The organism is Rhodococcus sp. UYP9, assembly GCF_040547235.1.
In the GTDB taxonomy this organism is placed as follows: domain Bacteria; phylum Actinomycetota; class Actinomycetes; order Mycobacteriales; family Mycobacteriaceae; genus Rhodococcoides.
Genome location: NZ_JBEPPH010000002.1, coordinates 286,450 through 306,408, shown reverse-complemented (window position 1 = coordinate 306,408; position 19,959 = coordinate 286,450). Strand labels below are relative to the sequence as shown.

The 19,959-nt window shown below is 64.4% G+C and carries 20 protein-coding genes; 3 read left to right on the top strand and 17 right to left on the bottom strand.

The features are described 5' to 3' along the window. Position 1: 1 nt before the first annotated feature. Genes ABIB36_RS07755 through ABIB36_RS07675 form a run of 17 tightly spaced genes read right to left on the bottom strand, consistent with a single transcriptional unit; the run spans position 2 to position 16,030 of the window. Entirely contained in the window at positions 2 to 718 is a 717-nt protein-coding gene (locus ABIB36_RS07755) for an SDR family NAD(P)-dependent oxidoreductase (protein ID WP_354559902.1), read from the bottom strand. Beyond that, a complete protein-coding gene (locus tag ABIB36_RS07750; RefSeq protein WP_354559904.1) occupies positions 715 to 1,515 on the bottom strand; it encodes a mycofactocin-coupled SDR family oxidoreductase in 801 nt (266 codons plus the stop codon). Before ABIB36_RS07750 ends, ABIB36_RS07755 begins: the two co-directional genes overlap by 4 nt. A 15-nt stretch (positions 1,516 to 1,530) precedes the next feature. After that, positions 1,531 to 1,953: a Zn-ribbon domain-containing OB-fold protein gene (locus ABIB36_RS07745; protein WP_088941921.1), complete on the bottom strand. Its 423-nt coding sequence runs from the start codon at positions 1,951 to 1,953 to the stop codon at positions 1,531 to 1,533. A gap of 2 nt (positions 1,954 to 1,955) precedes the next feature. Beyond that, complete coding sequence (locus ABIB36_RS07740) at positions 1,956 to 3,158, bottom strand: thiolase family protein (RefSeq protein ID WP_084345572.1); 1,203 nt, start codon at positions 3,156 to 3,158, stop codon at positions 1,956 to 1,958. Continuing rightward, positions 3,158 to 3,598, bottom strand: coding sequence for a MaoC/PaaZ C-terminal domain-containing protein (locus ABIB36_RS07735; protein ID WP_084345893.1), 441 nt, complete (start codon positions 3,596 to 3,598; stop codon positions 3,158 to 3,160). The genes ABIB36_RS07740 and ABIB36_RS07735 overlap by 1 nt, the downstream gene beginning before the upstream one ends. A 29-nt stretch (positions 3,599 to 3,627) precedes the next feature. Further along, the gene (locus ABIB36_RS07730) at positions 3,628 to 4,134 is read right to left on the bottom strand and encodes a MaoC family dehydratase (protein ID WP_354559907.1); all 507 of its coding nucleotides are present in this window, start codon (positions 4,132 to 4,134) and stop codon (positions 3,628 to 3,630) included. Positions 4,135 to 4,177: 43 nt separating this feature from the next. After that, a complete protein-coding gene (locus tag ABIB36_RS07725; protein ID WP_354559909.1) occupies positions 4,178 to 5,449 on the bottom strand; it encodes a CaiB/BaiF CoA transferase family protein in 1,272 nt (423 codons plus the stop codon). Further along, the gene (locus ABIB36_RS07720) at positions 5,446 to 6,642 is read right to left on the bottom strand and encodes a CaiB/BaiF CoA transferase family protein (protein WP_354559911.1); all 1,197 of its coding nucleotides are present in this window, start codon (positions 6,640 to 6,642) and stop codon (positions 5,446 to 5,448) included. The genes ABIB36_RS07725 and ABIB36_RS07720 overlap by 4 nt, the downstream gene beginning before the upstream one ends. Next, positions 6,632 to 7,780 (bottom strand): acyl-CoA dehydrogenase family protein, encoded by a 1,149-nt coding sequence (locus tag ABIB36_RS07715; protein WP_354559913.1) that lies wholly within the window; start codon positions 7,778 to 7,780, stop codon positions 6,632 to 6,634. The genes ABIB36_RS07720 and ABIB36_RS07715 overlap by 11 nt, the downstream gene beginning before the upstream one ends. Positions 7,781 to 7,817: 37 nt before the next feature. Beyond that, a complete protein-coding gene (locus ABIB36_RS07710; RefSeq protein WP_084345577.1) occupies positions 7,818 to 8,996 on the bottom strand; it encodes an acyl-CoA dehydrogenase family protein in 1,179 nt (392 codons plus the stop codon). A gap of 40 nt (positions 8,997 to 9,036) precedes the next feature. Continuing rightward, the gene (locus ABIB36_RS07705) at positions 9,037 to 9,852 is read right to left on the bottom strand and encodes an ATP-binding cassette domain-containing protein (protein ID WP_084345578.1); all 816 of its coding nucleotides are present in this window, start codon (positions 9,850 to 9,852) and stop codon (positions 9,037 to 9,039) included. After that, complete coding sequence (locus ABIB36_RS07700; RefSeq protein WP_354559916.1) at positions 9,852 to 10,895, bottom strand: ABC transporter ATP-binding protein; 1,044 nt, start codon at positions 10,893 to 10,895, stop codon at positions 9,852 to 9,854. The genes ABIB36_RS07705 and ABIB36_RS07700 overlap by 1 nt, the downstream gene beginning before the upstream one ends. Beyond that, positions 10,888 to 11,775 (bottom strand): ABC transporter permease, encoded by an 888-nt coding sequence (locus ABIB36_RS07695; RefSeq protein ID WP_084345580.1) that lies wholly within the window; start codon positions 11,773 to 11,775, stop codon positions 10,888 to 10,890. Before ABIB36_RS07695 ends, ABIB36_RS07700 begins: the two co-directional genes overlap by 8 nt. After that, entirely contained in the window at positions 11,772 to 12,713 is a 942-nt protein-coding gene (locus ABIB36_RS07690; protein WP_354559918.1) for an ABC transporter permease, read from the bottom strand. The genes ABIB36_RS07695 and ABIB36_RS07690 overlap by 4 nt, the downstream gene beginning before the upstream one ends. Positions 12,714 to 12,761: 48 nt before the next feature. Beyond that, positions 12,762 to 14,327: an ABC transporter substrate-binding protein gene (locus ABIB36_RS07685; protein WP_256895481.1), complete on the bottom strand. Its 1,566-nt coding sequence runs from the start codon at positions 14,325 to 14,327 to the stop codon at positions 12,762 to 12,764. A gap of 51 nt (positions 14,328 to 14,378) precedes the next feature. Next, on the bottom strand, positions 14,379 to 15,278 hold the full coding sequence (locus ABIB36_RS07680; RefSeq protein WP_354559920.1) for an NAD(P)-dependent oxidoreductase: 900 nt from the start codon (positions 15,276 to 15,278) through the stop codon (positions 14,379 to 14,381). Continuing rightward, positions 15,275 to 16,030, bottom strand: coding sequence for a class II aldolase/adducin family protein (locus tag ABIB36_RS07675; RefSeq protein WP_084345584.1), 756 nt, complete (start codon positions 16,028 to 16,030; stop codon positions 15,275 to 15,277). Before ABIB36_RS07675 ends, ABIB36_RS07680 begins: the two co-directional genes overlap by 4 nt. 171 nt (positions 16,031 to 16,201) lie before the next feature. Between ABIB36_RS07675 and ABIB36_RS21925 the strand changes: the two genes are divergently transcribed. The 3 genes from ABIB36_RS21925 (at position 16,202) to ABIB36_RS07655 (ending at position 19,922) form a co-directional block, all read left to right on the top strand. Continuing rightward, positions 16,202 to 16,936: an IclR family transcriptional regulator gene (locus ABIB36_RS21925; protein ID WP_502950151.1), complete on the top strand. Its 735-nt coding sequence runs from the start codon at positions 16,202 to 16,204 to the stop codon at positions 16,934 to 16,936. A gap of 62 nt (positions 16,937 to 16,998) precedes the next feature. Beyond that, on the top strand, positions 16,999 to 17,943 hold the full coding sequence (gene lipP1 / locus ABIB36_RS07660) for a LipP1 family hormone-sensitive lipase (RefSeq protein WP_084345586.1): 945 nt from the start codon (positions 16,999 to 17,001) through the stop codon (positions 17,941 to 17,943). A gap of 137 nt (positions 17,944 to 18,080) precedes the next feature. Next, the gene (locus tag ABIB36_RS07655) at positions 18,081 to 19,922 is read left to right on the top strand and encodes an NAD(P)-binding domain-containing protein (RefSeq protein ID WP_084345587.1); all 1,842 of its coding nucleotides are present in this window, start codon (positions 18,081 to 18,083) and stop codon (positions 19,920 to 19,922) included. Positions 19,923 to 19,959 lie beyond the last annotated feature (37 nt).

Here is a 19,959-nt window from a genome sequence, read left to right as displayed (position 1 = left end):
CTCACGCGTAGACCATGTCGAGAGGCATCGTGATCCCGGTGATGGAGCGGGCTTCGTCGGAGGCCAGGAACAGGCTCACGTCGGCGATGTCCTGGCTCGCCCTTCCGTCCGTGCTCATGGAAGGGTTCACGATGTTGATTCGAATACTGTGTGGCTCGAGCTCCTTCGCCAGCGATCGCATCAGCCCGACCAGCCCGTGCTCGGCCGCGGCGACGTGGCCCATGCCGTTCAGGCCCCGCACGCCGGCCGTGGAGCTGACCAGGACGAGCGAACCACCGCTCCCGCCCTCGATCAGGTGTGGAATAGCGGCCTTGCAGGTCTTCCACATCCCGGTGAGGTTCACATCCAGCATCGTCTGCCAGACCTCGGACGAGAGCTCCATGGTTTTGCCGGTGGAACTGATTCCGGCGCCTGCGCAGACGATGTCGAGCCTGCCGAGTGCGTCGACGCCGCGGGCTACCGCCGCATCGAGCGCGCTCTGCTCGCGGACATCTGCCTCGATGGCGAAGATCCGTCGCCCGAGCAGTTCGACCTGTCGGACAGTCTCCGCCAGATCCGCGCTACTGGCGGCAGGGGTCGTCGAGTGCGCTACCGCGGTGCAGCAGTCCACCACGATCAGGTCGGCACCCTCCTGAGCGAATCGCACCGCCTGCGCGCGTCCGATCCCCCGGGCTCCGCCGGTGATCAATGCCGTCTTGCCCGCCAATCGCCCACTCATGACATCGCTTTCTGTGTAAGTCCGGCGTCGACCACCAGTTGTGTGCCGGTGATGTACCGCGCCTCGTCCGAGGCCAGGAACACCACCGCATTGCTCACATCCACCGACTCCACCCAGGGGACCGGCAACAGGTGCCGCGCGGCGAGGACATCGACGACGTCCTCGGCCGTTGGATCCTCGAGGTCCGGTCGCAACCGGGCGAACGTGGCCGGGTTGAGTGTCATCGCCGTGTCCACCGCGCCTGGATGGACGGTATTGACGCGAATCGACTGTGGGCCGAGCTCGTTGGCCAGCGTCCTGGCCAGTCCGACCACCGCATGTTTGGCTGCGCTGTAGTGCGAGGCGCCGGGAGCCGCGCTGATGCCGGCCGTCGAGCTGATGATGATCACCGAACCGCCGGCGACCTCCAGCGCCGCGACACCCGCCAGCACGGTGTGCCAGACCCCGGTGAGGTTGACGGCCATCGACCGCTCCCACAGGGCCTCGTCGATCGTCCACGACGGGCCGACGTTCTCGGTCACTCCGGCATTGGCGACCACCGTGTCCAACCTGCCGAGCTCGGCCACGCCGAGTGCGACTGCATCCTTCGTCGCCGCCAGGTCTCGCACGTCCGCAACACCGGTGACGATTCGACGGCCCTCGGCCCGAACCAGCGCCGCTGTCTCGGCAAGGCCTGCCTCGACGAGATCGAGCGCGATGATGTCCGCGCCCTCCTGGGCCAACCGCACCGCGTGGGTGCGGCCCATTCCTCCGCCTGCGCCGGTGATCAACGCGACCTTGCCGGCCATCCGTGACATCTGTGATTCCTCTCGTCAGTCTCGGTTGGCGGCCGGGCGATAACGCAGGAGCGTGATGTCGCGGTCGGGATAGTCGCAGAACACCGGCTCGACGCGCATGCCGATTTCCAGGTCTGCCGGGTCTACCTCCACCATCTCCGTGCTCAGCCGCGGGCCCACGTCCCACTGGACGACGGCCAGGATCTGCGGGAGCGAGTCCGCCCATGGCGGCGCGGTGGGGCGATCGGCCACGGTGTAGGTGTACAGCGTGCCCAGCCCGGTGATTTCCCGCCATTCGAGATCGTCTGCCAGGGTCCGCGGCGCCAGCACCCGCGGGTAGAACACGTACTCGTCCGAGGACGGCGAGTACTGGATCTCGATCCGGTGCTCGCGGAGGCTGTCCCAGAACGGCTTGGTGACCGGGGTGGGCTCGGGAAACGGCTTTTCTGCGGTGCTCATACTCATTCTCCTTGCAGGATCAAAGCGACCTGCTCGCTCATGATTCCGCCGTTGCCGGTGACGAATGCCGTGTTGCAGTCCTCGACCTGTGCCTCGCCTGCTCGTCCCATCAGTTGCCGGACGCCATCGACCACGTGGTGCATGCCGCCTGCCATGCCTGCCTGCCCGAAGGAGAGCTGGCCACCTGCGGTGTTCAGCGGGAAGTCGCCACGGAAGGTGAGGTCGCGTTCCTTGACCCACTCCATGCCGGTGCCCTTCTCGCAGAACCCTGCGTCCTCCAGGCTCATCAGCACGGTGATCGTGTAGCAGTCGTAGATCGACGCCACGTCGATGTCGGAGCGCTCGACGCCTGCCATCGCGAAGGCTCTGTCCGCCGCCGCCTTGATGGGTGTGCGGACCATGTCCTCGGCGTAAGTAGGCGTCTTGAACGAGATCCGCTCGCCGAAGCCTTTGACCCACACTGGACGGTTCTTCGACTTGCGCGCCACGTCGGCGTTACCGACGATCACACCCGCGCCGCCCTGCACCCGCATGACGACCTCGAGCATCCGGATAGGGTCCGCGATCATCGGGCTGGCGAGCACGTCGTCGAGAGTGATCGGCTTACCGTGGAACACCGCACCGGGGGTCGCACACGCGTTCGTCCGCTGGTCGACGGCGATCTTCGCGGTCGCCTCCGGGTCGTAGCCGAACTCGGCTGCGTAGCGTCGGGCGATCTGCGCGTACGGCGCATTCTGGCCGAGGTTGCCGTAGGGGATCTCGAACTCCGCCTGAGGCGAGCCGAAGTTGTTGCTCGACGCGCCGAAGTAACCGGGGTCCTTGGCCGGGCGTTGCTGCGAGCGCGGCAACATGTACGAGCCCGGGACGACCACGAGCACGGATTCACACAGGCCGAGCTCCACGGCAGCAGCCGCACGCCACACCATGCCGGCTGCAGTGGCGCCGCCGAGGTCGACCCGCTCGCCGAAGTTCAACGGCAGTCCCATGTACTCCGACAGCGTGGCCGGAACGAACATGTCAGACTCGGCCAGACCATGCGCGACGATGCCGTCGACCTGGGAGGCGTCGATGCCCGCGTCGTCGATCGCCATCTTCGACAATCTCGCCCACTGCTCGATGGTGAACTGCTCCGGGCGAGTCTGCTTGCGCTGGGACGGCAGTTCGCAGAAGCCGAGAATGGCTGCTTCGCCGCGTAGTCCGCTCATCAGGCAGCCTCGGTCCGGCGTGGCAGGGTGACGGTGGCAGTGCCCGGCATCAACAGCTCGCCGTCGCGCTCACCGCGAATCTCCAAGTCCACCAAAGCGCGTCCGTCTTCCTCACGCTTGGCCGTGACCGTTCCCACGAAGTCCAGCTCCTGGCCGGGAAAGGCGACGGCGCGGTTCTGCGCCGAGTACGTCACCAAGGTGCCGGCGCCGCCGATCCAATCGGTGACGGCACGCGCCAGTAGTGCGGCCTGAAGCGGTCCCTGCACCAGCGGCGCTTGGTAACCCTCGACATCGACTGCCCAGGTCTTGTCGTAATGGATCCGGTGCGCGTTGTACGTCGCAGCACTGAACAAGAACATCTGGATCTCGTCGACGCTCGTGCGCAGGGTGGTGATCTGGTCCCCTACCGTGACGTCGTCGAAGTGCAGCTGGTCCGCCATCGCGTTCTCCCTCAACTCTTTTCCTTCTCTCATGGCCGCGCGATCATCGATGTCGTTGCTTCGGCGACCAGTTCGCGGCGCTGATTGGTGTACGTGGTCTTCCACGTCACCAGCACGAAACGTCCTGAGCGGCCTTGCTTCTCCACGATCGACTCGACTGTGCGCACCGAGGTGATCACGTCGCCGTCGTAGGAGGGGCGCAGGAACGTGGTGCTCTCGCCGCCCGCCATCCGCTTGGGGCACTTGGGAAACGTCAGGTTCCCGGATGCGGCACCGGAGGAGCCGTCGACGCGCAGGGTGTCGATCGGGGTGACGCCGAGGATCGAGTACTGCACGTAGAGCGGCGGGCAGATGACGTCTGCGTAGCCGTGTTCACGTGCGTAGTCCCCGTCGAAGTACAGCGGGTTGTCCTCGCGGACGGACACGGCCCAACGCTGCCAATCACGCTGAACGACAGCACCTTTCGCGGTCGCTACGACCGTTCCAATCCGGGCCGCGACCTCGTCCGGGATCAACGACTCTACTGTTTCTGGCATCGGTTGCCCGCCTAACTGTGTTGAATTCGAATGCATCTGTCTGTCAGGCAATCTGGTGGTCGGTGATCAAGCCACGAGCCACCTGGTCGGCGTACTGCTCAGCGGAGTAACCGAGCAACTCCTTGTAGAGGTACTCGTTGTCCTCACCGAAGCCCGGAACCGCCCGGCCGAATGCCAGGTCGAAACCCTCTGCTCGCCACGGGTGGCCGGGGTAGCGGTGCGTGCCCACCGACGGGTGGCTGCGCTCCTGGAACCAGCCGCGTGCTGCCAGGTGCGGATCCTCGAGCAACCGAGTTTCGCTCATCACCTCGCCGGCAGGCACGTCGACGTCCTGCAATTCTCGAACGATCTGCTCAGCCGACCGCTTTTGGCACCAACCTGCCAGCACTGCCCGGATTGCGGCGGAGTTCTCCGCGCGCAGCGCGGCGGTCTCGCCCATCCCCGCCAGTCCTTCGGGGTCTACGAGTGCTGCCATCGCGATCCAATCTCGGTCGTCGCGCACCGACACGGCGACCCAACGGTCCTCGTCGGCCGAGAGGAACACGTCCTGCAGCATGTGCAGATCGGTGTTTCCGAGCACCTGCGGGTTGCGAGCGTTCATCTGGCAGTCGAGCACGAACTCGCCGATGTCGGCCATGACCGCTTCCGCCTGTGGGAACTCGACCAAGCCGCCGAGCCCGGTGCGTTCGCGATCCCACAGCGCTGCCATCACCGCGAACGCGACGCCCGCGGGGGCCGCCTCGTCCATGTGGTAGTTCTCGCCTGCCGAATCGGGCTCTTCGCCCTCGTACCCGTCCATTGCTGCGATGCCGACGAGCGAGTTGAAGTTCGGCCCGTAACCGAGATAGTCGCTCATGGGTCCGCTCATTCCCATCGGCGGCATCCGTACCACGACCAGGCGTGGGTTGATCGCCAGCAGCGCCTCGTGGCCCAGCCCCAGCTTCTCGAGCGTGCCGTTGGAGTTGTTCTCCACCAGCACATCACTGATCTCGAGCAGCTCGATAGCGGCGGCATGGCCTTCTTCGGTCTCCAAGTTCGCGCACGCGGCCAGCTTGTTCCTTGAGTGCCAATTGAAGAGCGCGGTCCGCTCGTACGGTCGTTCACCCGGGTCCTTGTCCGGGTACGTGCCGCCGTGGTAGCCGGTGGAGGCGATGAGTTCCTTGGTCGTCTTCGCGGACACCTGCCTGCTGGCGCGGTTGTTGCCCTCGAGCCGAATCACCTCGGCACCGAGGTCACCCAGCAGTGCCGTCGCACCCGGCCCGGACCATACGACCGTCAGATCGACAACGCGGATCCCTTCGAGTGGATAGCTCATGCCAGGCTCGCCTTCTGCTCGTTCTGCTCCCGAATCCGTGCACCGTGCTGATCGAGCAGCGGCGCGGCCGTTTTGATCGCATGACCGCCGCGCATCCGCCACGGTGCGCCCGTATAGGTCAGGGTTCCCGCGACGGGATGCTCCACCTCGGTGAACGCCCCGCGGCCGCGGAAGTGCTCGTGTGCCAGCAGCTCCGAGACCTCCATGAAGGCGGTGACCGGGATACGAGCCTCCTCACAGCGCTCCATCAGGTCCATCTTGTCGTTCGCCAGGCACCAGGCCTCGATGTACGCCATGAAGTCCTCGCGGCCCTGGCCGCTCACGGTCGGCATGTTGTGGAAGCGCTCGTGGAACTCCGGGTCGTCGGCGCCGGCGAGGTCGATCAGCCGGTTCCAGAACACCTGGTTGGTCACGTAGATCATCACGAAGCCGTCGTTGGTGCGGAACGGCCCGGTGAAGGTCGCCCCATGCCGATGCGGGCTACGGACCCCTCGCGGCGCCACCATTCCCGAGTAGGACGCCGAGAGCAGGTACGACGCGCGACGGTCTGCCCCAGCGAGCAACACTTCCTGCCCGGACACATCGATCACCGAACCCGAACCTGTGCGTCGGGCATGGAAGATGCCGGCCATCGTGGCCTCACCCGCCGAACGCCCGATCGTGTAGTGCTCGAGCAGACCCGGCTTGCGCAGCGGAGCACGGTCGGCCGCGCCCGTCGCGTTCATCGGGCCGCCGGCTGCCTGCAGAACGAGCCCGGTGGCCTCGCGGTCCCGGTTGGGCCCGTCCTGGCCGAAGGCACTGATGCGGGTCACCACCAGCCGTGGGTTCCGCGCGCGCAGCACGTCGGGACCGATACCGAGGCTCTCGAGATGCCCCGGACGAAACGACTCGACCACCGCGTCGGCGGTCTCGATCAAGGTGAGCAGGACCTCCACATCGGCGGGGTCGTGTAGATCGAGTGCCACCGACTGCTTGTTGGTGTTCAGGTGCAGGAACAGCGCGCTGGCCTCGGGGTCCGGAACATCACCGGGGAAAGGTCCCCATCGACGCGTCAGGCTGCCTTCGCCGGGCCGTTCGATCTTGATGACCTCTGCGCCGAAGTCTGCGAACAGCTTGCTCGCGTACTCACCCGCCACCCACCGAGACAGGTCGATGACACGGAGTCCGGAAAGTGCTTGCGGCTCAATGGACAAGGCCGATCTCCTCCTCTAGCCAGCGCGCGGCCACGTCTGCCGTACCGCCACGGATCTCGGATACTTTGGCCCGCTCGGACCACAGATGCAGGTCCGTCTCTCGGACGTACCCCATTCCGCCGTGGACCTGGTGTGCGTTGAGCGTTGCCCACTTGTAGGCCTCGCTGGCGTGCATCTTGGCAATCGCCACGTTGCGGCCGGCCTGCTCGCCGCGTGCGAGCCACCAGACTGCCGAATCTGCGGACAGTCGCGAAGCCTCGAGTGCGATGTGAATGTCGGCCACGATGTGCTGGACCGCCTGGAAGATGCCGATCGGGCGTCCGAACTGCTCGCGGGTACGCACGTAATCCACGGTCCGCTCCAGCACGGCAGCGCCGCCGCCGGACATTTCCACGCACTGCAAAGCGGTGACCACGTCTGCCACCCACCGCACGTCGACGAGGGCCAGCCCGGCATTGCCGGCGAGAACCCGCTCGTCCGGCACGAAGAGCTCGTCGAGCTCGACGCGGTACTGGTGCTCACCTGCGATGGTCGGCTGCCACGTACTCGTCCATTCCTGCCCGCCGGGCTCGACGAGCAAGCCGAGCACTCGGTTCGGCTCCGCGAACACGGTCGCGGTGGCAGTCACGAGCAGGAGTTCGGCCAGCTCGGCGTTCTCCACGAACGGCAGGAGTCCGCTGAGCGTCCAGCCTCCGTCTGCGCGCGTCGCCGTCAGAGTGGGCTTCACATTGTGGGCGTCCGCGGCGTCCCAGAGGGCTACCCCGGCACGAAGTTCGCCCGCCGCGACACGCGGAAGGTATTGCTCGCGCATCTCCTGACCGGCCAGTCGGTCCAGCGCGATGCCGAACGCCAGCGTGCTGTAGACGATGGACGGGCACAGTGCCCGTCCGGCCTCGGAGTAGAAGATGCCGAGCTCGTTGAGCGTGGCACCCGCCCCGCCGAGCTCCTCTTCGAGCGCCAAACCGAACACGCCCATCTCGGTCAGTGCGCGCCAGAGCGAGTCCGGGAACACTGTCCCGGACGATTCGGAACCGGCAGCTTTCCACTTACGCACCAGATCGGGCGTGCACTCCTTGACGAACAGCGAACGGAGAACCGCTCGCAATTCCGACTGCTCCTCCGTGGGAACGAGTCTCATGACTTTCTCCTCTTGATCTCGTCTACGCAGCTCATGGTCATCGTCCGCCGCGCGGCAAGCCGTGCCCACGCTGGGCGATGACGTCTCTGAGCACTTCGTTGGCGCCTGCACCGAACCGCAGCAGCGGTGCGGCGCGGTAGAGCCGTTCGAACTTTCCATCGAGCGGGGCACCCTCGGTACCGATCGCGAGAACACCCGCCATGCCCAGTACCTGGGTACCGACGTCGGCGATGCGCTGGCGCAGCTCACTCGAGTAGATCTTCTCGGCGCTGACCAGTACCGACGGAATGATGCCGTCCTCGAGCAGCGACGAGGCCTCGAAGCCCATCAGCCGGGCAGCCTCCACCTCGGCGTCGAGCTGTGCGATCTTGCGACGGAGCGCCGGGTCGTCGATCGGGCGAAGACCGTCCGCGCGCTCGTCCTTGGCCAGGCCGATGAGCTCGTCCACCGAGCGACGCAGGTCGCCGACGTTGGTCAGGGCACCTCGCTCGAGATCCAGCGCGCCGATGATGTAGCGCCAGCCCTGGTCGACTTCACCGATCAGGTTGGTCACCGGCACCCTGACGTTGTCGAAGAACGTCTCGTTGGTGCGGTAATCCGACCACGCCATGATCGGACGGATGGTGATGCCGGGTGCGTCGATGGGCACGATGATCACCGAGATGCCCTTGTGCTTGGGCACATCCTTGTCGGTGCGCACGCACAGCCACTCGTGGGTGACGCGCTGCGCCATGCTGTTCCAGATCTTGGATCCGTTGATCACCCACTCGTCACCGTCGAGCACCGCGGTGGTCCGCAGGCTGGCGAGGTCGGTACCGGCATCGGGCTCGGAATAGCCGACCGCACAGGTCATCTCACCGCGCGCGATCGGCGGCAGGAACTCTTCCCGGTTGCGAGCGGTGCCATTTCGCATGATCATCGGTGCTACCGAGGTGACGGTGAGGTCCGGCCCGGGCACACCCCAGTACTCGAACTCGCTGACCAGAAGATGCTGGTACACCGCGCCCAGCCCTAGCCCGCCGAACTCCTTGGGCCAGTTCAGCCCGAACCAGCCTTTGTCGCCGATCTTCTTACGGAACGCGGTGACCTCGCCACCGAGAAACTCGATGTCGTGCTCTGCCATCTCGGCGCGCAGTGCGGGGGTGACATTCTCGGCGAGGAACGCGCGTACCTCCTCGAGCCAGCGCTTCTGGTCTGCGTCCAACTGGAAATCCATGCCTCACAGCTTTCGATAGGGTGAAAATCAAAATAAGAAATCAACTGGTTTCGACGGTCCTGGCCAGTCGAGGGATCGGGACGGGGATCGCGTCGAGCAGCGTGCGGGTGTATTGCTCCTGCGGATTCGCGAAGACGTCCGCCACCACGCCCGACTCCACGATTTTGCCTGCAGCCATCACCAGTACCCGGTCGGCGATCACTTCGATCAGAGCGAGGTCGTGGCCGATGAACAGGTAGGCCAAGCCCAGTTCGTCCTGCAGGTCGCGCAGCAGGTTGAGTACCTGCGCGCGCACCGAGACGTCCAATGCCGCCACCGGTTCGTCGCAGACGATCATCTTCGGGCTCAGCGTCAGTGCCCTGGCGATCGCGACGCGCTGGAGCTGCCCGCCGGACAGCTCCGATGGGTAGCGGTCCAGGTAGCGAGAGCCGATGTGCACCTTGCTCAGCAGCTCGCGCACGGCCTTCGCACGCGCGGTCCGATCGAGATCGGTGTGCACGACCAACGGCTCGGCCACAGCTTCCCCGATGGTCATCCGCGGGTTCAGGCAACTGTGGGGATCCTGGAAGATCATCTGCATTCCACGTCGCATCTGACGCAGTGCTGCCGGTTTGGCAGCGCGCACATCTTCACCGTCGAAAATGATCGTGCCGGTGTCGGGTTCGATCAACCGCAGCACGATGCGCCCGACCGTCGACTTGCCCGCGCCGGATTCCCCGACGACGGCCAGACATTCACCGGCCTCGAGCGTGAAACTGACGTCACTGACCGAGGGGGCGCCCGGTTTCGGCCGGCCCCACCAGTTTCGGCCCGAGTCGAAGGTCTTGGACACGTTCGATACTTCGAGAAGGCTCATCAGATCGTCACCCCGGCAAGTGTTAGTTCGGAGGCGCGCACGCAGCGCGCATGGCTGGTGCCGTCCACCTGAGTCATCGGCGGATGCACCGCATCGCACAGGCCGGGCTTTGCATACTCGCAGCGATCGAAGAACCGGCAACCCGACGGCCAGTCCGCGGCGGCGGGAATGCCACCGGGAATGGCGGAGAGTCGACGCCGTGTGCCGGAGTTCGGCTGCGGGATGGAGGCAAGCAGACCCGAGGTGTACGGGTGAGCCGGCCGGAAGAATACGTCGTCGATCGTGCCCTCTTCGGCGCTCTCGCCGGCGTACATGACGATTACCTTCTGGCAGAGTTCGGCGACGACGGCGAGGTCGTGGCTGACGAACAGCATCGCAACGCCCGTCTGCTCCTGCAGATCCCGAAGCAAGGACAGGATTGTCGCCTGCACCGTCACATCCAGTGCGGTGGTCGGCTCGTCGGCGATGAGCATTCGTGGTTTGCTGGCCATCACCATCGCGATCATGACCCGCTGGCACATGCCGCCACTGAACGCATGGGGGTACTCGTCGACTCTGTCTGCAGCCCTGGGAATCTGGACCAATTCCAACATTTCGACGGCCTTCGCCATCGCGGCCTTGCGTCCCAGTCCGAGGTGTCGGCGGACCGACTCGGCGATCTGGTCACCGACGGTGAACGCGGGATTGAGGCTACGAATCGGCTGCTGGAAGATCATTCCCATTCCGCCGCCACGCAGGTCCCGCCAGACGCGGTCGGGTGCCGCGGTCAAATCCTGGCCGTCGAACACCACTTTGGAGCCCGGCGCAAGCCTGCCCCCGGTTCTGCCGGTCAGCCCCATCAGGGCCAGCGAGGTCACGGTCTTACCCGAACCGGATTCACCGACCAGAGCGACGGATTCACCGGCTGCGAGGTCGAACGAGACTCCGTCCACCGCGGTCAGCCACTTGCCGCGGCCCGCGGGGAATTGCACCGTCAGGTCCTGGACCTGCAGGAGCGGTGAGTCTTTCCGGGCAGAGCTTTCCATCGAGTTCTTGTCAAGCATCTTCGCTACCACTTCGGCTCCTCACCATCGCTCGTCGCACACCGTCACCGAGGTAGGTGAAAGCAAGTACTGCCAGGAAGATCATGACCCCGGGCGGCCACACTAGATACGGGGCGAGCTGCATATTCGATGCCGCGGTGCTGAGCATGGAACCCCAGCTCGCAGCCGGCGCCTTCGCGCCGAGACCCAAGAAGCTCAACGAAGCCTCCGCGGCAACGGCCGAACCGAGAGATACCGAGATCACCAGCACCACCGGCGGCATCACATTCGGCAGGACGTGCCGCACGATCACGCGGATCGGCCGACATCCCAGTGCCACAGCGGATTCGATGTACGTCTCATGACACACGTCCATCGTGGAAGCCCTCGCGACACGGAAGAACCGCGGTGTCATGACCAATCCGACGGCAACCATCGCGTTGGTGATTCCGGAGCCGAGTACTGCCACGATTGTGATGGCCAGTACCAGGGCGGGGGCACTCATCAGCGCATCCATGATTCTGGTCAGCACGGTGTTGATCCATCCGCCGACGTAGCCGGCGATCACACCCAACGGCAGGCCGAGCACCAATGCAAGACCCACCGCCTGCAGTGCGGCAGTCAATGAGATCCGCGCTCCGAAGATCAATCGGCTCAACGCATCCCGGCCGTAGTCATCGGTGCCGAGCCAGTGCTCCGCGCTCGGTGGCGAGAGCCTGTCGAGTAGGTCCTGCGCGTACGGGTCGTAGGGGGCGATCCATGGCGCGAAGATGGCCATCAATGCCAGGGCAACTACGAACACCAGAGCGATCAGGGCAGCGGGCCGTCGGCGCATCCCGCTGAGCACACCACCGGTTTTCCGTGGCGCGGTCTTCGACTCTTCGTCTGACTGCGTTGTCATGAGCGAACTTTCGGGTTGAAGTAGCCGTAGGAGATGTCCACCAGAAGGTTCACCAGCACCACCACGATCGTGGTGAACAGGACGAAGCCCAACAGCACCGGGATGTCATGGTTCTGCACGCTGTCGACGGCCAGGCTGCCCAATCCCGGCATGCCGTAGATGATCTCGATGGTCACGGCGCCGCCGAGCACCTCGGAGACTCGGAAGCCCAGAACGGTGACCACGGGGATGCATGCGTTCTTGAGTGCATGCTTGAACATCACGCTGGTCTTGGACAACCCGCGGGCCTCGGCGTTGAGAATGTAAGCGCTCTCGAGCACCTTGCCTAGCGCGGACCGCAGCTGCAACGTCACTTCGGCGGCGGGCAGTAGCGCCAACGCTATGCCCGGTAACACCAGGTGTTGCAGCCACGGGACCACGCCCTCGGACAACGGTACGTAGCCGAACGCGGGAAAGATCTGGTTGCTCACTGCGAACAGCGAGACCAGCACCAGCCCGAACCAGAATGCGGGGATTGCGATGGCAATGGATGCCACCACGTTGACCGCTCGATCGATCACTCCGCCCGGCCGGATGGCCGCCACGATGCCGAGAAGCCCGCCGACCAGCACCGCGATGACCATCGCGAACAGAACCAGCGACATCGTGGTGGCCATCCGGCGACTGATCAGCTCGGTGACCGACTGATTCGACAGGAACGACATGCCCAGGTCGCCGTGAAGTACCCCACCGACCCAGTCCACGTAGCGAAAAAACACATTGTCGTCGAGTCGCAGATTCTCGCGAATCGCCGCCAACCGCTCGGGAGTGGGGTTCTCACCGGCGAGTACGACGGCGGGATCTCCCGGAGTGAGGTCGATCAGCACGAAAATCAGAAACGGCACTATCAGCAGCAGCGGCACTGCGGCCAGCAGCCGCTGGCCTCCGTATCGCAACATGGCTTGCCTCTCGGGTCGAAAAACTCGGACTTGGGGGTGAGTCGGGTGTTACTCGACCATTGCCACCGTGCGGATATCGAAGGTGCCGGTGTTCGCCCACGGCATGTTTTCCGCGTCGACGACCTTGTCGGAGTAGATGGTCGCGTTCGTCTGGTGGCAGATCGGAACGAACAGTGCTTCGTCCAACACCATGGCCCAGATTTCCTTGTACAGCGCGGCGCGATCATCTTGTGCCAGTGTCGGATCAGCAGCCTGCTTTGCCTTCGCGGCGATCTCGGCGTTGCCGTTACCGAAGCCGTAGGCACCGGTGATGTAGGTTTCCACCGTCTCCTCCGGGTCGATCTTCGGGCTGAAGCTGTTGGTGACCATCGCCTCGAAATCCCCGGCGATGAATCGCGGCTCCGTCTGGGTGATCGGGGCCGGGTTCAGCGTCGCGTCGAATCCCACCTGCGAGAGCTGCGACTGGATCACGTTGGCAGGCTTCTCGGTGTTCGTGCCTGCAGCGAAAGTGAGAGCAATCGTCGGCGATCCGCCGGCAAGCTTCTTGGCCTCGGCCTCGTCGTAGGTGTAGGGGTACTCGTAGGAGCCGTCCGTAGACCAGCTGCTCTCCGGGTACATCTGCTGGTACGGGGTGCAGGTATCGGAAAACAGCGCACTGATGGCTGCCGGATCGATCGCCCGCGCCGCTGCCCGTCGAACGGCCGGGTCGGTCATGTCACCCTGCGCACGCATCATCAAGCCGAGGACGTTTCGGAACTCGACTTCTTCGACACCGAGAGCGCTCTGCTTGGCGAGGCTCTGTGCTTCCACGATCTCGTTCGCCGAGCTGACCCACGTCAGATCGGTTGCACCGGTACGTACACCGTTGAGCCGTGTGGACGCGTCGGGCATTCCGACGATCTCGATACCCTTCAGACGGCCGGCCTTCTCGTCCCAGTAGTCTTCGTCCGCGCGTGCCAGAGTCAGCGACTCCTGAGGGATGTACGCGGTGACGACGTACGGGCCGGAACCTGATTTGCCGGGATCGTTCTGAATGTCGGTGCCGGCTTCGATCGTCTTGGGACTGATCATCATTCCCACATTGGTGCCGAACACACTCGGCAATTCCACGCCGGAACCGGGAGCGAGGTTGAGGCGCACCGTGGTGGGATCGACGACGTCGACCGTGGTGATGTCACTGAGCGGCTTCACTACGGTGCTGCCGGGCAAGGTCTTTCCGCGCTGAATGTTCGCGGCCACTGCCGCCGCGTCGAACGGCGTGCCGTCGTTGAACGTGACGTCGTCGCGAAGAGCGAGCTCCAAGTAGGAACCGTCCGGAGCGAATTCCCACGATGCGGCGAGGCCGGGCACCACGTTGTCGTCGCCGTCGATCATCGTCAAGCGATCGAAAATCGGTGTCATATAGCTGACCCCGCTGTAGCTGGCCTGTAGATGTGGGTCGAGGTTTCGAGAAGGGGCTGCGGTGGTCACCCGCAGGACCGCGTCCCGGTCGATCTCGCCCGACGAGTTGGACGCACTGCCCCCGGTAGCCCCACCACCACATGCCGACAACAACATGAGTGCGGCGGCGGACGCCCCCAGAACCTTTGCCGTACCTTGCTTTCGAACCTTCACGGCGTTCCTCTCGTAGAGAACTTCACACTGAATTTGGAGTTCGGACAACATTTACCGAGTTACGAATTCGCTGACGTTTCGGACGATGGCGTCCCAGCAGCGGTTGGCAGTGTCATCGGTTATGGCCGCACTGTGCGGCGTGATCACCACACCCGGAGCGGTCCACAGCGGATGCCCGGACGGCAGTGGTTCCGGGTCGGTGACGTCGAGGATGGCGTGGATCCGTCGTTCCTCGAGCGCGGCGAGCAGTGCATCGGTGTCGACGAGTGGTCCTCGGCCCGCGTTGACCAGCACACTCCTGGGGCGCATTGCCGCCAGGAACGACGCGTCGACCAAGTGGTGGGTGTCCGGTGTGAGTGGGAGCGCCAGGACGACGACATCCTGCTCGGGCAGCATCTCCCGCGCTTGCACGAGATCGACGACGCCCTCTCGCGCGCTGCGAGCCGCCAACATCACGTCGGCGCCGAACGGCACAGTTCGCTGTTGGACATTCGACCCGATGTCGCCGGCTCCGAGTACGAGTACTCGTTTACCGGCAAGCGTGCCGGTGGGATGCCGTTCCCACAACTGCGCACTCTGCTTCGCGCGGTAACCCGCCAGGTCGCGGTAGTGGTTGAGCAGTTGCGCCACAACCCATTCCGCGACCGGACCGCCATGTGCCCGATCCGCTCCGGAAATCACAACACCCGCCGGGACGATGCCGGTCCAACCATCTCGTCCGGCGCTGAACAGCTGAACCATCCGTAGGTTCGGCAGTTCGGTGTGCATCTGCGCTGCGAACTCTGGATCTACTCCGCGGCTGACCAGGACCTGGGCCCGGTCGGCCCCGGCGGGACGCGGGCCCGACAAGTCCCAGAGAATCGGTTCGATTCCGGGCAGGCCATCGAAGGCTTCGATTCCCCACTGATCCGGCACCAGTACTACGACTGCGCTCGCGGGCGCAGTCGTCACTCCGACACCGACGCAATCTTCCCCAGCAGCTCGGGCTCGGTCCGCAACGCCGCACGAACAGCTGCCTCCCAGAAACCGTGGTAGCCGTTTCCGTCGCTACGAGCCTGGTTGCTGACCCACCAGTCGGGCAGCGAGGTCTTCGCTGGTCCACCCGCGACGCGTGTCAGCCACGCATTCTTGCAGCGAATCTCGAGACTCACCGCGCGAAGGTAGATCGCACGGGCGGTGCTGCCGAGAACGAACACACCGTGGCCACCGAGGAGTGCGACATCCGCATCGCCGACGCCCTGGATCGCAGCCGCGGCCGCGGTCATGTTGTCCACTCCACCGTCGTACTCGTCGACGAGGACGAGCTCGCCTCCGCCCAGGCTCGAACTCTGATCGTGCATCGGCGGAATCTCTTTGAGATCGGCCCAGACGGTCCCGTACTCCGAGTGATTGTGCAGCGCGAACGTGACGTCTGGGCGCGCCTTGTGCAGGGCGAGGTGCAGCGGGATTCCCAGCGGTACCGGCCAGTTGCCCTCGATCAGATTTCCGTCCATGTCGATGCGGAGCACATCCTCGGGACCGAATTCTTCCCAGGTCAGTAGCCATGGGTTGCAGAGCAGAGTGCCGTCGCCGACCGCGTAAGTGATGTGTCCCGCGAGGTGGTCGCAGTAGCCTTCGGCCCACAGGGTGCGAGCCAGCATGACGATCTCTTCTGCTGGGGTGAGTTCGGGCATCAGGCGATCCGCGGTCGGGATGAATCCCATCGATGGCTCCTTGTCGATTCGAGTCGAATGTCCATCGACCCGGCCATGGCCGGCCCCGAGGGGCCATTCACGACCCAACGGCTCGGATGGTCGACACTGTCGTTAGCAACACTGTGGCTGAAAACACTGTGGTATCGTCTAGCGATACTGGGTATCACTTTCAGGTGAAGGATAGGTGGGATTCAAATCACAGTCAAGACGATCCGCAGTCTGACCCGCGGCCTCGAGATACTCGAGGCGATCGCTGCCCAACAGCCGATCGGCCTCACCGCACTGTGCACGGCCACAGGCGAAGACAAAAGCGCACTTCAGCGGACACTTGCCACGCTGCACGAGGCCGGCTGGATCCAACCCGCCCCTGGTTCCTCACCCCAGTGGGAGCTCGGCGCCAAGCCGATCGTCGTCTCCGGACGGGCCCGCCAGTCTTCATCCCTGCAAGGACAGGCACGCCAACTCCTCGGACCGCTGCGTGATGCGACCCGCGAGACGGTCCATCTCGCGCTGCTCACCAACACCAACCTCGTCGTGGCCGACGTCGCAGAGGGCATGCAGGTGGTTCGGACCGCCCTGCCGGTCGGGCAGCTGCACCCATTCGAAACGAGCTCCGCCGGCCGAGCGATCCTCGCCCACTTGAACCCGGTGCAGCGTATGGCGCGAGCCCAGAATCCCGAAAAGCTGCTGACAACGGCAGAATACGAGCAGATACGCCAACGGGGTTGGGCCTCGAGCGCAGGTGCAGTTCTCGAAGGGTCGAACAGCATCGGTGCAGCGATACTCGATGCCGCGGGAACGCCGATGGGTGCGATAGTGATCAGCGGCCCCGCATCCCGCCTCACTCCGGACAGATGCGAGGAGTTGGGCGTGGCCCTGACCGAGACGATTCACGCGCTGTCCCACCACCACTGAACTCGCGCTCACCGAATTCCCCCACTCGACCCGCTGAAAAGTACCCCGAGAAACGGAGCATCATGCGTCTCACCGACGAGGTCCAAACCTTGCTCGACATTCTGAACACCGGATTTCCACGTGTGGAGCAGATGACGGGCGCCGACGCGCGCGCCGCGGTACTGGCCCGCAAGCAGATTGCTCCGAACCCGGAACCCGTTGGCTCGGTGGCCAATACAGCCATCGATGGCCCCGGCGGCCCGCTCCCGCTACGCATCTACCAACCGTTCTCGAGCACCACGCCTGCAGCAACGACGCGGCCCGTCGTCGTCTTCGCACACGGCGGCGGCTTCGTGTTCTGCGACCTCGACACCCACGATGAACTATGCCGAGCCATGGCCAATGCTGTTGACGCAGTGATTGTCTCGGTCGACTACCGATTGGCTCCCGAAAATCCTGCGCCGGCTGCGGCCATGGACGTACATGCGGCACTCGAGTGGGTTCGCGTGCACGCCGGAGAGCTGAACGCCGACCTCGATCGGGTCGTTGTCGCCGGAGACAGTGCAGGCGGAAACTTGGCGGCAGTGACCGCCCTGATGGACCGCGACAGCACTTGGCCCGCGATCGCCGGTCAAGTTCTGATCTACCCGGTGATCGACGACGACTTCGACACCCCCTCGTACCTGAAATACGCCGAGGGCTACTTCAACACTCGGAACGCGATGCAGTGGTACTGGCAGCAATACGCACCCGGCGGCGTTCACGTTGCCGACAACCCCCACCACATCTCCCCCACCCGAGCCGACACACTCGCAGGCCTGCCGCCTGCCATCGTCATCACCGCCGGATGCGATCCACTCGATCACGAAGGCACCGCCTACGCAGAACAACTCCGCGCTGCCGGAGTGACTACCACCCATCGCCGCTACGATGGCATCTTCCACGGCTTCCTGACCATTCCCTCCCTGACGATCACTACCGAAGCCCGAACCCAACTGTGGGCCGACCTGAACGAGATGCTCGCCTGAGTCACCGAGCACGACCTGGAGAAACGTTCAGCCCTCTCGAGCTCTGCCGCGTGCAACCCATTGCAACTCTCGACCAATGCGCACCGAAGGTGTGTGCTGGCTCACAGAGCACGCACACGAGCAACAAGGGAGTTGGCATGACCCAGACCATCGAGCCGGTAGAAGCAACACGGTTTCAGAGCCCGCAGGAACGCGTCGACGCCTGGTTGGCCGACTTCGAGGCAGCACTGACGGCCCGGGACATAGAGCGGGTCACTGCCAAGTTCGCGGTCGACAGCTTCTGGCGAGACCTGGTCACGTTCACGTGGAACCTGAATACCGTCGAAGGCCGTGACGGCATCGCGGGCATGCTCCAAGACCGTCTCGACGACACCGACCCGTCGAATTTTCGGACGATCGAGGCGCCCGACGAGGCCGACGGTGTCACTTCGGCGTGGATCGAGTTCGAGACCGCGACCAGCCGCGGCAAGGGGCATTTGCGATTGAAGAGCGATCCGGAGACCGGGGAGGACACTGCCTGGACGCTGCTCACCACGATGCAGGAACTCAAAGGCTACGAGGAGCGCCAGGGCCACACCCGGATCAAGGGCGCGGTGCACGGGTCCAACGCCGACACCCAGAACTGGGCGGAGAAGAAGGAGATCGAGGAGAAGGAACTCGGTTACACGGTGCAGCCGTACGCATTGATCGTCGGCGGTGGCCAGGGCGGGATCGCGCTCGGTGCACGATTCCGCCAAATGGGTGTCCCCGCGATCGTCGTCGATCGCGCGAACCGCCCCGGGGATCAGTGGCGCGGACGCTACAAGTCCCTGTGCCTGCACGATCCGGTCTGGTACGACCACCTGCCGTACTTGCCGTTCCCAGCCAACTGGCCGGTCTTCGCCCCGAAGGACAAGATCGGCGATTGGCTCGAGATGTACACCAAGGTCATGGAGGTTCCGTACTGGAGCCGGACCACCGCGAAGTCCGCGACTTACGACGAGACCGCCGAAGAATGGACCGTCGTCCTCGATCGCGACGGCGAGGAAGTGATCCTGCGGCCCAAGCAGTTGGTGATGGCCACCGGAATGTCCGGTAAGAAGAACGTCCCGAACTTCCCAGGAATGGACGAGTTCGAGGGCGAGCAGCACCATTCGAGCGAACACCCTGGTCCCGACGCGTATGTCGGCAAGAAGGTCGTCGTCGTCGGATCGAACAATTCAGCGCACGACATCTGCAAGGCACTGTACGAAACAGGCGTCGATGTGACGATGCTGCAGCGATCGTCCACGCACATCGTCAAGTCCGATTCATTGTGCGAGATCGCGCTCGGTGACCTGTATTCCGAGCGTGCCGTCGAGTCCGGGATGACGACGCAGAAAGCCGATCTGACGTTCGCCTCCTTGCCGTACCGGATCATGCACGAGTTCCAGATCCCGGTGTACCAGCAGATCGCGGAGAAGGACAAGGACTTCTATGATCGACTGGAGAAGGCCGGCTTCCAGCACGATTTCGGCGACGACGGCTCAGGGTTGTTCATGAAGTACCTGCGCCGGGGTTCGGGATATTACATCGATGTCGGCGCCTCGGAGCTCGTCGCTGACGGAAAGATCAAACTTGTTGCTGGACAAGTCGATCGGATCAGCAAGACCGGTGTCGTACTGGCCGACGGCAAAGAACTGCCCGCAGACCTCATCGTCTACGCCACCGGTTACGGGTCGATGAACGGCTGGGTCACCGACCTGATCGACCAGGAGACCGCGGACAAGGTCGGCAAGTGCTGGGGCCTCGGCTCGGACACCACCAAGGATCCAGGCCCGTGGGAGGGAGAGCAGCGCAACATGTGGAAGCCGACGCAGCAGAAGAACCTGTGGTTCCATGGCGGCAATCTCCATCAGTCGCGGCACTATTCGCTGTACCTGGCACTGCAGATCAAGGCGCGCTACGAGGGTATCGACACCCCGACCTTCGGCCTGCAGGAAGTACACCACCTGAAGTAACGTTCGGAACGACCTTCAGCGGCCTTGTGCGCACTTT